This is a genomic window from Streptomyces chrestomyceticus JCM 4735 (assembly GCF_003865135.1).
Taxonomy (GTDB): Bacteria; Actinomycetota; Actinomycetes; order Streptomycetales; family Streptomycetaceae; genus Streptomyces; species Streptomyces chrestomyceticus.
Genome location: NZ_BHZC01000001.1, coordinates 3,276,802 through 3,291,217, shown reverse-complemented (window position 1 = coordinate 3,291,217; position 14,416 = coordinate 3,276,802). Strand labels below are relative to the sequence as shown.

Genomic DNA, 14,416 nt, shown 5'->3' with positions numbered 1-14,416 from the left:
CGTACGGACGTACCGACGTCGGGGCGCTCGGCCGGAACCGGCGTACGGCGCATCGGCACCACCCGGACATCGGCGTACCGACCAGGAGGGGAACCCACCATGAGGACCACCCGCACCACGGCCCGAAGAATCGCCGCCGTGACGGGCGTGTGCGCGCTCACCGCGCTGCTGCCCGCGACGACGGCCGGCGCCCGTACCGCGCCGCCGTCCGGCACCGAGCGGGTCAGCGTCACCGCCGAGGGGGCGCAGGCCGACGACGGCTCGTCCGGCGCGGCGATCAGCGCCGACGGCCGGTACGTCGCCTTCGACTCCGACGCCACCGACCTGGTGCCCGGCGACACGAACGGCAGGTCGGACGTCTTCGTGAAGGACCTGCGGACGGGCGCCGTCCAGCGCGTCAACGTGGCGAGCGACGGCACCCAGGCCAACTCCTGGTCGTCCACCCCGTCCATCAGCGCCGACGGGCGGTTCGTCGCCTTCGCCTCCGACGCGGCGAACCTCGTGCCGGGCGACACCAACGCCGACACCGACATCTTCGTCCACGACCGCAGGACCGGGCGGACCGAGAGCGTCACGCTCGACGGGCGGCCCCCGCAGGGCAAGCAGGGCGCCCAGATGCCGGTGATCAGCGCCAACGGCCGGTACGTGGCGTTCGCCTCCAGCCGCGAGGACCTGGTGCCCGGCGACACCAACGGCGCCCAGGACATCTTCGTCCGCGACCGCAGGACCGGCGCCGTGACCCGCGTCAGCGTCTCCGTCACCGGCGGCGAGCAGGCCAACGGACCCTCCGCCGGCCCGGTGATCAGCTACGACGGCCGCAAGGTCGGCTTCATCTCCAAGGCGGCCAACCTGCCCCCGAAGTCCGCCCCGGCCGCCCGCCCGGAGAACAGCCTGCGCAGACCGCACAGCTACCCGTTCTTCGTGCACGACCTGGACACCGGCCGCACGAGCGTGGCGAGCCTCAGCTCGGCCGGTGAGCCGGTGGGCGCCTGGAACGCCTCGCTCAGCCCAGACGGCCGGTACGCGGTCTTCTCCAGCCAGTACGGGGAGGTGGTCCCCGGCCATCCGACGGGCCGCCCGGACCTGTTCCTCCGCGACCTCGCCAAGGGCACGACGGAGCAGATGAGCTTCACCCACGACGGCAAGCAGCCGCAGACCGGGGCCTCCGGCCAGGGCGTGCTGTCCGCCGACAACCGCCGTCTGTACTTCCAGTCCTCGTCCCCCGATCTGGTGCCCGGTGACACCAACGGCGCCCAGGACATCTTCGTCCGCGATCTGCGCATCGGCACCGTCGAGCGGGTCAGCGTCGCCACCGACGGCACCCAGGCCCAGGGCTACTCCTCCAACGCCTCCACCGACGCCACGGGCCACCTCGTCGCCTTCGACTCCGACGCGGCCGACCTGGTCCCGGGCGACACGAACGGGGCCTCGGACGTGTTCGTGCGGAGGGTGGGGCCGTAAGGCCGGTGAGCCGGGCCCGGCACCGGCCGTCGCCGGGCTGCCGAGCTGCTAGGCCGTCTCGCTCAGCGCACAGGCGAACGCCAGCAACCTGACACCCGGCACCGGCTCCCAGTCCCGCTCGGGTATGCGCGTGAACCCGATGCGCTCGTACACGCGGTGGGCCTTGTCGACGTGGGGCATCGCGGAGAGCACCATGCGGGACAGGCCGAGGGAGCGGGCGCGGTCCATGCAGGCGCGTACCAGCGTCTCGCCGATGCCGCGCCCGCGGCCGCCGGGGGCGACGGCCAGCATCCGGAACTCGCCCTCGTCGGGGCCGGCTATCTCGGCGTACGGGCTGCCGGGGGCGGCGAAGGTCACCGCCCCCAGCACCGTGCCGTCGGCGTCGACCGCCGTCAGCACCTCGGCGTGCTCGGCCCGGTGCGCGACTTCGCGCAGCTTGCCCGTATACGGGTCGTCGGGCCCGAGCGCCAGCAGTCCGTCCGCCGCGTAGGCCGCCACGAGGAGTTCACCGATCGCGTCGAACTCCTCCGGCCGGGCGGCCCTGATCGTGATGTCCATGAGGCAAGTGTGCACCGGGGGTCTGACAACGCCCCCGGCACCACCGGCGACCCGCTTCAGTGCCCCACCGGCACTCCGGCCGTGGCCGGCGGCAGCTCCGCCTGGACGCCCTGGTCGCCCACGTCCGCCGTGTAGTCCTCCGGGGACGTCTCGTCGACGCCGTCCGGGGCCTTGGTGGCCCGCAGGACCACCGTCAGGACGACGGTGACCAGGACGTTCAGGACGAACGCGGTCAGCCCGATGTAGCCGATCTCGCCGATGCCGGGGATCTCCGCGCTGGAGCCGCCGAAGTGCTTCTGCGTGGGGCTGGCCACCCCGTACGCCGCGAGCGTGCCGTAGAGCATGCCGGCCGCCCAGCCCGCCAGCAGCGCCCACCGGTGGAACCAGCGGGTGAACAGGCCGCCGACCAGGGCCGGCATGGTCTGGAGGATCCAGATGCCGCCCAGGAGCTGGAAGTTGATCGCGACGGTCTTGTCCATCGTCAGGACGAAGACCAGCGCACCCACCTTGACCAGCAGCGAGACCAGCTTGGCAACCTTGTGCTCCTGTGCGGGCGTGGCACCGGGCCTGAGGAAGTCCTTGTAGATGTTGCGGGTGAAGAGGTTCGCCGCGGCGATGGACATGATGGCGGCGGGTACCAGCGCGCCGATGCCGATCGCGGCGAAGGCCACCCCCGTGAACCAGTCGGGGAACATGTCCTCGAACAACTGCGGGACCGCCAACTGCCCGTTCTGCACCTTGACCCCGGCCGCCACCGCCATGAAGCCGAGCAGCGCGAGCAGCCCCAGCATCAGGGAGTACAGCGGCAGGATGGTGGTGTTGCGGCGGATCACGTTGCGGCTGCGGGAGGACAGCGTCGCGGTGATCGAGTGCGGGTACATGAACAGCGCGAGCGCCGATCCCAGGGCCAGCGTCGCGTACGCCCACTGCGCGTTCGGCCCGCTGGCCAGTTCGCCGCGCGGTGTGCCGGTGGCCGGATTCTTCTGGGCGAAGGCGTCCTCGGCCACCGCGAAGATGTGGTCGAAACCGCCCAGCTTGATCGGGATGTAGATGATCGCGACGACGATGACCAGGTAGATCAGCCCGTCCTTGACGAACGCGATCAGCGCGGGCGCCCGCAGTCCGGACGAGTAGGTGTACGCCGCGAGCACGCCGAAGGCGATCAGCAGCGGCAGGTCCTTGACGAACCAGTGGGTGTTCTCGCCGCCGCCGACGCCCATCACGTCCAGCACCGCCTGGATGCCGACGAGTTGCAGCGCGATGTACGGCATCGTGGCGAGGATGCCGGTGAGCGCCACGGCCAGCGACAGGCCCTTGGAGCCGAACCGGCCGCGCACGAAGTCGGAGGTGGTGACGTACCCGTGCTTGTGCGAGACCGACCACAGCCGGGGCAGGAAGGTGAAGATCAGCGGGTAGACGAGGATCGTGTACGGGACCGCGAAGAACCCGGCCGCGCCCGCCGCGTAGATCGCCGCGGGCACGGCGACGAAGGTGTACGCGGTGTAGAGGTCGCCGCCGAGCAGGAACCACGTCACCCAGGTGCCGAAGCTGCGGCCGCCCAGGCCCCACTCGTCGAGGTTGTCGGACTGCGCGGCCTTGCGCCAGCGCGCCGCCAGGAAGCCCATGACCGTGACGGCCACGAAGAAGAAGATGAAGACGGCGAGCGCGACGCCGTTCACGCCGTCCTTCACCGCGCCGCACCCCCCTTGCGCAGCCGCTGCTCACGCTGGACCAGCTTGTACGCGATCATGGTGAGCGCCGTCGAGATCAGCACCCACAGCATCTGGTACCAGTAGAAGAACGGGATGCCGATGAGCGTCGGCTCCACCTTGGCGTACGAGCCCACCCAGAGCATCGCCACGAAGGGCGCGACCAGGCACAGCCCGGCGATCACGCGGCTGGGCGTGACGACCGGGGCGGCTCTGCCCGCTGGTGTTCCGGCTGATGCGGACGGCTCTGGCATGGCGGTGGCTCCGTTCCCTGGCGGTCCCTCGGTGATCACGCGGGCGATGGGCAGGAAATCTAAGCCAGGGAAGTTGTACGCGTCACTACCTGTCCGCATATCGGTACGGCAACGACGCGCGCCGCCTCGGCCGCGTCGGGCCCCGCCGCCTCAGCAGCAGCGGAAGCCGGAGCGGGGGTCGCCCTCGCGCGCGGCGGCCCGCTGCCGCTCGAACTCACGACGGCCGGGTACCGGTGCGCCGGGCGCGTGCCGGCGGACATGTGCGACGTAACGCTCGTACGCGCTCTCGCCGGTCAATTCCCGTACGTACCAGCGGATCCAGCGCAGCCCGCGCCGGGCCGCCGCCACCGCCGCGCTCACGGCCCGCTCCGCTCCGCGGCCGCCAGCTCCGCCTTCTCCTCCTTGGAGGCCACCAGCCCGGCGGGCGCGACGATCGCCGACCGCACGTACGGGGCCTCGCTGAGCCGGGACGCCGCGGGATCGCGCAGATGGCGTACGCAGACCCGGGCGGCGTCCGCGATCACCACCACGATCAGCAGGGCGAGCACCGCCGACAGCACGCCGTCCACCGTCGAGTTGGTGACCACCGTGTGCATGTCGTCCATGCTCTTGGCGGGCGGCAGCACCTTCCCGGCGTCGATGGCGTCCTGATAGACCGAACGCTGCGTGAAGAAACCGACCTTGGGGTCGCCGGAGAAGACCTTCTGCCAGCTCGCGGTGAGGGTGACGACGGCGTCCCAGGTGAGCGGCACGCCGGTGATCCAGGCCCACTTGAGGCGGCCGGACTTCACCAGCAGGGTCGTGCAGACGGTCAGCGCGACCGCCGCCAGGAGCTGGTTGGCGATGCCGAAGACCGGGAACAACTGGTTGATGCCGCCGAGCGGCTCGTGCACGCCGACCCACAGGAAGTAGCCCCACAGCGCCACCACGACCGCGCTGCACAGCACGAGTCCGGGTTTCCAACTCACCCTGCGGAACGGCTTGTAGACGTTGCCCAGCATGTCCTGGAGCATGAACCGGCCGACCCGGGTGCCCGCGTCCAGCGCCGTGAGAATGAACAGCGCCTCGAACATGATGGCGAAGTGGTACCAGAACGCCTTCATCCCGGCACCGCCGAAGACCTGCGAGAAGATGTCCGCGACCCCGACGGCGAGGGTGGGCGCGCCGCCCGTACGGGACAGCAGGGTCTGCTCCTCCACGGCCTTGGCCGCGGCCGCCAACTGGTCGGGGGAGATGCTGTATCCGAACTGGGCGACGGCCTGGGAGGCCGACTGGACGGTGTCGCCGATCACCCCGGCCGGCGCGTTCATCGCGAAGTACAGCCCCGGGTCGATGATCGACGCCGCCACCAGGGCCATCACCGCGACGAACGACTCCATGAGCATCGACCCGTAACCGATCATGCGGATCTGGGTCTCCTTCTGCACCATCTTGGGCGTGGTGCCGGAGGAGATCAGCGCGTGGAAGCCGGAGAGCGCGCCGCAGGCGATGGTGATGAAGACGAACGGGAAGAGCGACCCGGCGAAGACCGGGCCGTCACCGCGCCCGGCGAAGTCCGTGACCGCGTCCATCTTCAGGTTGGGCACCGTGACCAGCACGCCGACCGCCAGCAGCCCGATCGTGCCGATCTTCATGAAGGTGGAGAGGTAGTCGCGCGGCGCCAGCAGCGTCCACACGGGCAGGACGGAGGCGATGAACCCGTACGCCACCAGCCAGACGACCAGCGTGCCCGGTTTCAGCGTGAAGGTGTCGGCCCAGGACGAGTCCGCGACCCAGCGGCCCGCGACCAGCGCGAGCAGCAGCAGCGCGACGCCGATCAGGGAGACCTCGGTGACCCGGCCGGGGCGCAGGACCCGCAGGTAGAAGCCCATCAGCAGGGCGATCGGGATGGTCATGCCGATGGAGAAGGTGCCCCAGGGGGACCGGGCGAGCGCGTTGACGATGATCAGCGCCAGCACGCCCAGCAGGATGATCATGATGGCGAAGGCGGCGAGCAGCGCGGCGGCCCCGCCGACCACGCCGATCTCCTCGCGCGCCATCTGCCCCAGCGACCGGCCGTCGCGCCGGGTGGAGAAGAACAGCACCACCATGTCCTGCACGGCGCCCGCGAAGATCACCCCGACGATGATCCAGATGGTGCCCGGCAGATATCCCATCTGGGCCGCGAGCACCGGACCGACCAGCGGTCCGGCACCCGCGATGGCCGCGAAGTGGTGCCCGAGCAGCACCCGCCGGTCGGTGGGGTGGAAGTCCACACCGTCGTTCAGCCGCTCGGCGGGCGTGGCGCGGGTCCGGTCGAACTTCAGTACGCGGGTCGCGATGAACCGCGCGTAGAAGCGGTAGCCGATCGCGTACGAGCCGAGGGCGGCGGCCACCATCCAGGCGGCCGAGACCTCCTCACCGCGGGACAGCGCGAGCAGCGTCCAGCCGGCGGCGCCGACCAGCGCCACCGCCGTCCACAGGGCGATCTTCCGGGGATTGGCGGCACTTCGAGGTCTGCCTGCTGGGCGCACCTGTACGTCCTCCCGTCGACGCGACGACGGAAGGACCGTAGAGGCAGCGGGGCGGATCGCGCCATACCCCCGCGGGCGCGGCGGGGTGCCGGGCGCGGGCCGCTTCCGGCGGGACGCCCGTACGAACCGCCCCGCCGCCGGGGGTCAGTCGGCAGGCCGCTGCAGCCGCGCCACGAACTTGTAGCGGTCGCCTCGGTAGACCGAGCGCACCCACTCCACCGGCGCGCCGTCGGCGTCGAGGGAGTGCCGGGAGAGCATCAGCATGGGCAGGCCCACGTCCGTACCGAGCAGCCCGGCCTCGCGCGGGGTGGCCAGCGAGGTCTCGATGGTCTCCTCGGCCTCGGCCGGCCGGACGTCGTAGACCTCGGACAGCGCCGTGTAGAGCGAGGTGTACTTCACCAGGTTGCGGCGCAGCGCGGGGAACCGCTTCGCCGACAGATGGGTGGTCTCGATGGCCATCGGCTCGCCGCTGGCCAGCCGCAGCCGTTCGATGCGCAGCACCCGGCCGCCGGCCGTTATGTCCAGCAGCCCGGCCAGCCGGTCGTCGGCCGTGACATAGCCGATGTCGAGCAACTGCGAGGCCGGCTCCAGGCCCTGGGCCCGCATGTCCTCGGTGTACGAGGTCAGTTGCAGGGCCTGCGAGACCTTGGGCTTGGCGACGAACGTACCCTTGCCCTGGATGCGTTCCAGCCGTCCTTCGACGACCAGTTCCTGGAGGGCCTGGCGTACCGTGGTGCGGGAGGTGTCGAACTCCGCCGCCAGGGTCCGCTCCGGCGGGACCGGCGTGCCCGGGGGCAGCGTCTCGGTGATCTCCAGCAAGTGGCGCTTGAGGCGGTAGTACTTGGGCACGCGGGCGGTACGTGCGCCGCCGCCGTTGTCCGCACTGCCCCCGTCGGTCTCCATGACCCGCCTCTCCGACTCCTGTCGCGCTGCCGTCACCGGCTCCTCCGTACGTAGCGGCTCATCGTGGCACGGGTGGGGTCCCGATGCTCCCTTACTGGTCCGTGCCCGCACGCGGGGCCCGACGCCAACGTAGCGTCTGCCCTGCGGACGGACGCCGTGCGGGCGTGTCTTTCGGGTCAGCCTGGGCCCGCGGCGTCCGGCACGGCACCTCGCGGCGTTGTCGCATCACCCACGGACACCCAGTCCGAGGGCAATGCTCCGCCTTGCGATGCACCGCACCGGACGCCGCGGGCTGCTCCAGGCTGACCCGGAAGACACGCCCTGCCGCGGCGACAGGCCCCAGATGTCGGTCCGGTAACGGACCTGACAGCGACTCTTATACACCCTTGACACCCCAAAAGGTCTAGGCCAAGCTGCGGGCACTGGTCTAAACCATTAAAGACCACTCACGGTTTTCAGGGGAGAGCGCAATGAAGCGTGGACTCATAGCGGCGACGGCAGTCGCGGGAATGTTGGTGAGTGTCGCTGCCTGTGGGTCCAGCGACAGCAAGACGGCGGGGGCCTCGGACTTCAAGGGCAAGAAGCTCATCGTCTGGGTGATGGACGGCTCCAACCCGACCCAGTGGACCAAGCAGGTCTCCGAGGACTTCAAGAAGAAGACCGGCGCCACGGTCGAATTCCGCGTCCAGCAGTGGAACGGCATCCAGCAGAAGCTGACCACCGCCCTCTCCGAGAGCACGCCGCCCGACGTCGTCGAGATCGGCAACACCCAGACCGCCGCGTACGCCAAGGCCGGCGCCCTCGCGGACCTGGGCGACCTGAAGAAGGAGATCGGCGCCGACTGGACCGACTCCTTCAACAAGGCCGCCATGGCCGACGGCAAGCAGTACGCCCTCCCCTGGTACGCGGGCAACCGCGTGGTGATGTACAACAAGAAGATCTGGGCGCAGGCGGGCATCAAGGAACTGCCCAAGACCCGCGCCGAACTCTTCAAGGCGTTCGACACCATCAAGCAGAAGACCGACGCCGAGCCGCTCTACCTCCCCGGCCAGAACTGGTACTTCTTCGACGGCCTGACCATCGGGACCGGCGCCGACCTGGTCAAGAAGGACGGCAGCAAGTGGGTCTCCAACCTCGGTGACCCCAAGGTCTCCAAGGCCATGGACATCTACAAGCAGTACCAGGCCTTCAGCACCGCCCCGAAGAACAAGGACGAGGCCACCCCGCAGCAGGCCGAGATCTTCTCCAAGGGCAAGACCGGCGCCATCATCGCCATGGGCTACGAGGGCCCCACCGCCGTCAAGGCCAACCCGGCCATCAAGGACGACATCGGCTTCTTCCCGATCCCGGGCGAGACCGCCGACAAGCCCGAGGGCGTCTTCCTCGGCGGCTCCAACTTCGCCGTCGCCGGCGGCGGCCAGAACCAGGAGCTGGCCAAGGAGTTCCTGAAGGTCGCGCTGTCCAAGAAGAACGACGGACAGATGGTCAAGGAGGTCGGCTGGAGCCCGAAGTCCCCCGACCTCGCCTCCGCCGCCAAGGGCAACCCGGCCGCCGAGGCCGCCGCGCCCGGCGCCGCCAAGTCCAGCGGCACCACCCCGCTGATCCCCGAGTGGGCCCAGGTCGAGAACACGCCGAACCCGATCAAGGCGTACATGACCGCGGTGCTCAACGGCAAGGCCCCCGCGGACGCCGCCAAGGACGTCGAGGGCGAGATCAACAAGCGGCTGTCCCAGAAGCAGTGACCGGCGGCGTGCCGCGCGACGTGATCCGCGCGGCACGCCCTCGGCACCAGAACGCGGTCCCCGCGGCGGCGCCAGGTCGTGTCTTTGGGATCAGCCTGGAGCAGCCCGCGGCGTCTGGTGCGGTGCATCGCAAGGCGGAGCATTGCCCTCGGACTGGGTGTCCGTGGGTGATGCGACAACGCCGCGAGGTGCCGTGCCAGGCGTCGCGGGCCCAGGATGATCCGAAAGACACGGCCTAGCCGCGGGGGCCGCCACCGTACGGGTTCCGTACGGGAGCCGGCCGTCCCGGCCCCCGTACGGAACCGACCAGCGTGAGCACGACCAGGTGATGGGGAGCGGGACATGTCAGTGCAGATCGAGGACGCGGTTCGAGACTCCGCGCCGCGGATCGGCAAGGGCGGCGCCCCGCCGCCCCGGCGCGGCCGAGGGACCGGCCGGGCCGCCAGAAGCGCCCCCTACCTGCTGCTGATCCCGGCCCTGGCCGCCACCGCGGTCTTCCTGGGCTGGCCCATGGTGCGGAACTTGGTCATCTCGTTCCAGAACCTGAACATGAAGCAACTGATCCAGCACCTCACCGAGTGGCGCGGCTTTGACAACTACGCGGAGGTCCTGGGGGGCGAGCAGTTCTGGCGGGTCACCCTCCGCACCATCGTCTTCACCGCCGTCAACGTCACCCTGATCATGGTGCTGGGCGTGCTGATCGGCCTCCTGCTGGCCAGACTCGGCAAGAAGATGCGCCTGACGCTGTCCGTCGCGCTCGTCCTGACCTGGGCGATGCCCGCCATCGCCGCCACCACCGTCTTCCAGTGGCTCTTCGACGCCCGCTACGGCGTCGTCAACTGGGTGCTGGACGCGCTGGGCTGGCACTCCATGGCCCGCTTCGACTGGGTCGGCAGCCAGCTCTCCACCTTCTTCGTCATCACCGTACTGATCGTCTGGCAGTCGCTGCCGTTCGTGGCCCTGAACCTCTACGCCGCGACCACGACCATCCCCAAGGAGCTGTACGAGGCCGCCCGGATGGACGGCGCCGGCACCTGGAAGGTCTTCACCAGCGTCACCTTCCCCTTCCTGAAGCCGTTCTTCCTGGCGACGACGTTCCTTGAGGTCATCTGGGTCTTCAAGGCGTTCCCGCAGATCTTCGCGATCAACGAGGGCGGCCCCGACCGGCTCACCGAGACCCTGCCGATCTACGCCTTCACCGAAGGCGTCGGCAACCTCCACTTCGGCATGGGCGCGGCCATCTCGCTGCTGACCATCGTCGTCCTGCTCGCCATGACCGCGTACTACCTGCGACTGACCCTGAAGCAAGAGGAGGACGAGCTGTGAACCGCTCACTGCTCGGCCGCATCTGGCCCAACGCCGCGGCGATCGTGCTCGCCCTCGGATTCGTCTTCCCCGTGTACTGGATGTTCACCACGGCCTTCAAGCCGAACAGCGACATCATCACCGAGGACCCGGTGTGGTTCCCGCTGCACGGCACCTTCGAGCACTTCTCGACCGCCGTGAACGCACCGAACTTCTGGACCCTGGTCGGCAACTCCGTCACCGTCACCGTGCTGGCGGTCGGACTCTCGCTGCTGATCGCCCTGTGCGGCTCCTTCGCCATCGCCCGGATGCGCTTCAAGGGCCGCAAGGGCATCATCCTGACCTTCATGGTCGCCCAGATGGCGCCCTGGGAGGTCCTGGTCATCTCGGTCTACATGATCGTGCGCGACGCCGACATGCTGAACAGCCTGGTGCCGCTGACCTTCTTCTACATGCTCATGGTGCTGCCCTTCACCCTCCTGACGCTGCGCGGCTACGTCGCCGCCGTGCCCAAGGAGCTGGAGGAGTCCGCGATGGTCGACGGCTGCACCCGCCGGCAGGCCTTTGTGAAGATCATCTTCCCGCTGCTGGCACCCGGCCTGATGGCCACCTCGCTCTTCGGCTTCATCACCGCCTGGAACGAATTCCCGCTGGTGCTGGTGCTCAACAAGGAGCCGGACAAGGGCACGCTGCCGCTGTGGCTCTCGCAGTTCCAGAGCCAGTTCGGCGACGACTGGGGCGCCACGATGGCCGCCGCCTCCATCTTCGCCGTACCGATCCTGGTCCTGTTCCTGTTCCTGCAACGCAAGGCGGTCAGCGGACTGACCGCCGGCGCAGTGAAGGGATGACGCGCGCCATGACGACACTCGTACACCCCGCCGACACCCTCACCCGCGACGCGCTCACCGTCCTCCAGCCCGGCTTCACCGGCACCACGGCCCCCGACTGGCTGCTGCGCCGGCTCGGCGAGGGCCTCGCCTCGGTGGGCCTGTTCGGACGCAACGTCGCCTCACCCGAACAGCTCGCCGCGCTCACCGCCCAGTTGCGGGCCGAACGCGACGACATCCTCGTCGCCATCGACGAGGAGGGCGGCGACGTCACCCGCCTCGAAGTACGCGGCGGCTCCTCCTTCCCCGGCAACCTCGCCCTGGGCGCGGTCGACGACACCCGGCTCACCCACGACGTGGCCCGCGAACTGGGCCGCCGCCTCGCCGAATGCGGCGTCAACCTGAACTGGGCGCCGTCCGCCGACGTCAACTCCAACCCGTCCAACCCGGTCATCGGCGTCCGCTCCTTCGGCTCCGATCCCCAGTTGGTCGCCCGGCACACCGCCGCGTACGTCGAAGGACTCCAGTCCGCCGGCGTCGCCGCCTGCGCCAAGCACTTCCCCGGCCACGGCGACACCGCCGTCGACTCCCACCACGACGTACCGCACATCGCCGCCGAGCTGCGCACCCTCCAGGAACGCGAACTGGTGCCCTTCCGAGCCGCCATCGCCGCCGGCACCAAGGCCGTGATGAGCGCGCACATCCTGCTCCCGGCCCTGGACGGCACCCTGCCCGCCACCCTGAGCCGCAACGTGCTCACCGGCCTGCTGCGCGCCCCCGCCTCCGAAGGCGGCCTCGGCTTCGACGGCCTGATCGTCACCGACGGCATGGAGATGCAGGCCATCTCCGCGACGTACGGCATCGAACGGGGCAGCGTCCTGGCCATCGGCGCCGGGGCGGACGCCATCTGTGTCGGCGGGGGACTGGCCGACGAAGCCACCGTGCTGCGGCTGCGCGACGCCTTGGTGAGGGCGGTACGCGACGGAGAGCTGTCGGAGAAGCGGCTCGCCGACGCGGCAGCACGGGTCCGCGCCCTGGCGCGGTGGACCCGGAGTGCGGGCGCGGCACAGGGGACCCTCCCTGGGGAGCGAGGGGTCGCGCCCGCACCCGAGGCCGGCCTCGTCGCGGCCCGCCGCGCGCTGCGCGTCACCCGTAACGGCCCGTACGAACCGCTCACCGAGCCCGCCTACGTCGCGGCCTTCACCCCGGTCGCCAACATCGCCGTCGGTGACGAGACGCCCTGGGGGGTCGCGGCCGAGCTGGCCCGCCTGGTCCCCGGCACCGAGACCGGCACGTACGGCAGCCCCGGCGACGCCGCGGCCGACCCGCGCGCCCGGACCGAGGACGTCCTGCGGGCGGCGGGGGAGCGGCGGATCGTCGCCGTCGTCCGGGACGTCCACCGGCACGCATGGATGGCGGCCGCCCTGGACGCCCTGCTCGACGCCCGCCCGGACACGGTGGTCGTCGAGATGGGCCTGCCGCAGGCACCGCCGCGCGGCGCCCTGCACATCGCCACCCATGGCGCGGCCCGTGTCTGCGGCCGCGCCGCCGCGGAGGTCATCGCGGGTGGCTGAGCCCCCGCCGGGCCGCGGAAGGGGAGCCGCGGCCCGGCGGGAACACGCGATTCACGCGTGACACGACGTGGCCGGGGCGCCCTCATGGGTGCCCCGGCCACGTCGTGTGCGGCAGCGTTCTGCTGCCCGTGTCCTGCTGTCCGCGTGCTGCCTACAGCCCCTGCCACTCCGGCTTGGCGGCGTACGTGGCGCGGAAGTAGTCGGCTAGCTTCAGCTTGGACGCGGCGGCCTCGTCGACCACGACCGTGGCGTGCGGGTGCAACTGGAGCGCGGAGGCCGGCACGAGCGCCGAGACCGGGCCCTCGACGGACTGCGCGACGGCGTCCGCCTTGCCCTCACCGGTGGCCAGCAGCACCAGGTGGCGGGCCTCCAGGATGGTGCCGATGCCCTGGGTGATGACGTGGTGCGGCACCTCCTCCAGGCTGTCGAAGAACCGGGCGTTGTCCTCCCGGGTCTGCTGCGTCAGCGTCTTGATACGCGTACGGGACGCGAGCGAGGAGCACGGCTCGTTGAAGCCGATGTGCCCGTCGGTGCCGATGCCCAGCAACTGGAGGTCCACGCCGCCGGCCTCGCTCAGCGCACGGTCGTACGCCTCGCAGGCCGCCTGCACGTCCTCCGCGGTGCCGTCCGGCCCCATGAAGGCGTCCTCGCCGAGCCCCAGCGGCTCCACGACCTCGCGCAGCACCACGGAGCGGTACGACTCGGGGTGCCCGGCCGGCAGCCCGACGTACTCGTCGAGCTGGCAGATGCGGGCACGCGAGACGTCCACGCCACCGCTGCGGACCGTGCCCGCCAGCGCTTCGTAGACGGGCAGCGGAGTCGATCCAGTGGCCACACCCAACAGCGCCTCGGGCTTACGGCGCACCAGGTCGGCGATGGCCTCCGCGATCAGCTCGCCGCCTGCCTTGGCGTCCGGGACGATGACAACTTCCACGCTTTGCCTGCCGATCTGGAGAATGGACTCGTGTGGTATAGACCAATCTACCAGAGCGCGTCCCACCACCCCCGGAGACATCAGGCGGCCCGCAACTGAACAGCGGGCCAACCGGGGGTGCGGTGCGGCGCGGACCGGGGCGGCCGGACGGGCCCGGGTGCGGTGGCGGGGACGGGGGCGCGCGTGGTCGACTGGCGGCGGACACCGCGGCTTCCGCGCCTGCTCCGGTCACTACGGCCGCCATGGGTGCGGCGGCCACTTCAGGGTTACGCGATACGTGACGGCTGCGCGACGGACGCGCACAGACGCTCCGCCGGACGCCGCGGGCACAGCGCGAACGGCACACGACGGCACGCGGGCACGGCAGACCACAGGAGGCGGCCAGGATGTCCGGCACGGTGAACCGCACGCTGCACGACGATTCCGAGGAACGGCCCGACGAACAGTTCGACGTACGGCCTGGCGAAGGGCCTGGCGTGCGGTCCGGTGAACGGTCTGGCGAAGGGCCCGGCGAACGGTCCGACGTACGGTCTGGTGAAGGGTCCGGCGTGCGGTCCGGTGAACGGTCTGGCGAAGGGCCCGGCGAACGGTCCGACGTACGGTCTGGTGAAGGGTCCGGCGTGCGGTCCGGTGAAG

The 14,416-nt window shown here is 70.5% G+C and carries 12 protein-coding genes; 5 read left to right on the top strand and 7 right to left on the bottom strand.

Annotated features, from left to right (window positions below; genetic code table 11):
• Positions 1-99: 99 nt before the first annotated feature.
• Positions 100-1,461: a TolB family protein gene (locus tag EJG53_RS13575; protein ID WP_125045064.1), complete on the top strand. Its 1,362-nt coding sequence runs from the start codon at positions 100-102 to the stop codon at positions 1,459-1,461.
• A 48-nt stretch (positions 1,462-1,509) separates the two neighbouring features.
• On the opposite strand, the gene EJG53_RS13570 is transcribed toward EJG53_RS13575, so the two are convergent.
• The 6 genes from EJG53_RS13570 to EJG53_RS13545 all read right to left on the bottom strand — a co-directional run bounded on the left by EJG53_RS13570 (position 1,510) and on the right by EJG53_RS13545 (position 7,398).
• The gene (locus tag EJG53_RS13570; RefSeq protein ID WP_125045063.1) at positions 1,510-2,019 is read right to left on the bottom strand and encodes a GNAT family N-acetyltransferase; all 510 of its coding nucleotides are present in this window, start codon (positions 2,017-2,019) and stop codon (positions 1,510-1,512) included.
• 56 nt (positions 2,020-2,075) lie between these two features.
• Positions 2,076-3,710 (bottom strand): monocarboxylate uptake permease MctP, encoded by a 1,635-nt coding sequence (mctP, locus tag EJG53_RS13565; protein WP_125045062.1) that lies wholly within the window; start codon positions 3,708-3,710, stop codon positions 2,076-2,078.
• Complete coding sequence (locus tag EJG53_RS13560; protein ID WP_125045061.1) at positions 3,707-3,982, bottom strand: DUF3311 domain-containing protein; 276 nt, start codon at positions 3,980-3,982, stop codon at positions 3,707-3,709. Before EJG53_RS13560 ends, mctP begins: the two co-directional genes overlap by 4 nt.
• A gap of 150 nt (positions 3,983-4,132) precedes the next feature.
• Complete coding sequence (locus EJG53_RS13555; RefSeq protein WP_371858680.1) at positions 4,133-4,342, bottom strand: YbdD/YjiX family protein; 210 nt, start codon at positions 4,340-4,342, stop codon at positions 4,133-4,135.
• Positions 4,339-6,495, bottom strand: a complete 2,157-nt coding sequence (locus EJG53_RS13550; protein ID WP_125045060.1) for a carbon starvation CstA family protein — start codon at positions 6,493-6,495, stop codon at positions 4,339-4,341. Before EJG53_RS13550 ends, EJG53_RS13555 begins: the two co-directional genes overlap by 4 nt.
• A 144-nt stretch (positions 6,496-6,639) precedes the next feature.
• Positions 6,640-7,398, bottom strand: a complete 759-nt coding sequence (locus EJG53_RS13545; protein WP_125049350.1) for a GntR family transcriptional regulator — start codon at positions 7,396-7,398, stop codon at positions 6,640-6,642.
• 470 nt (positions 7,399-7,868) lie between these two features.
• On the opposite strand from EJG53_RS13545, the gene EJG53_RS13540 reads away from it, so the two are divergent.
• From EJG53_RS13540 to EJG53_RS13525, 4 genes are all read left to right on the top strand, one after another.
• On the top strand, positions 7,869-9,140 hold the full coding sequence (locus tag EJG53_RS13540; protein ID WP_032926157.1) for an extracellular solute-binding protein: 1,272 nt from the start codon (positions 7,869-7,871) through the stop codon (positions 9,138-9,140).
• A 342-nt stretch (positions 9,141-9,482) separates the two neighbouring features.
• On the top strand, positions 9,483-10,466 hold the full coding sequence (locus tag EJG53_RS13535) for a carbohydrate ABC transporter permease (protein ID WP_125045059.1): 984 nt from the start codon (positions 9,483-9,485) through the stop codon (positions 10,464-10,466).
• Positions 10,463-11,293 (top strand): carbohydrate ABC transporter permease, encoded by an 831-nt coding sequence (locus tag EJG53_RS13530; protein WP_031001153.1) that lies wholly within the window; start codon positions 10,463-10,465, stop codon positions 11,291-11,293. The genes EJG53_RS13535 and EJG53_RS13530 overlap by 4 nt, the downstream gene beginning before the upstream one ends.
• 8 nt (positions 11,294-11,301) lie before the next feature.
• Positions 11,302-12,846, top strand: coding sequence for a glycoside hydrolase family 3 protein (locus EJG53_RS13525; RefSeq protein WP_125045058.1), 1,545 nt, complete (start codon positions 11,302-11,304; stop codon positions 12,844-12,846).
• 151 nt (positions 12,847-12,997) lie between these two features.
• Here the strand turns inward: EJG53_RS13525 and nagB are convergent, their stop codons facing one another.
• On the bottom strand, positions 12,998-13,780 hold the full coding sequence (nagB, locus tag EJG53_RS13520) for a glucosamine-6-phosphate deaminase (protein WP_125045057.1): 783 nt from the start codon (positions 13,778-13,780) through the stop codon (positions 12,998-13,000).
• Positions 13,781-14,416: the final 636 nt, after the last annotated feature.

Coding starts and splice junctions, on each gene's coding strand:
- EJG53_RS13560 (WP_125045061.1), bottom strand. CDS start 3,982: ATGCCAGAGCCGTCCGCATCAGCCGGAACACCAGCGGGCAGAGCCGCC.
- EJG53_RS13570 (WP_125045063.1), bottom strand. CDS start 2,019: ATGGACATCACGATCAGGGCCGCCCGGCCGGAGGAGTTCGACGCGATC.
- EJG53_RS13575 (WP_125045064.1), top strand. CDS start 100: ATGAGGACCACCCGCACCACGGCCCGAAGAATCGCCGCCGTGACGGGC.
- EJG53_RS13540 (WP_032926157.1), top strand. CDS start 7,869: ATGAAGCGTGGACTCATAGCGGCGACGGCAGTCGCGGGAATGTTGGTG.
- EJG53_RS13545 (WP_125049350.1), bottom strand. CDS start 7,398: ATGGAGACCGACGGGGGCAGTGCGGACAACGGCGGCGGCGCACGTACC.
- EJG53_RS13525 (WP_125045058.1), top strand. CDS start 11,302: ATGACGACACTCGTACACCCCGCCGACACCCTCACCCGCGACGCGCTC.
- EJG53_RS13535 (WP_125045059.1), top strand. CDS start 9,483: ATGTCAGTGCAGATCGAGGACGCGGTTCGAGACTCCGCGCCGCGGATC.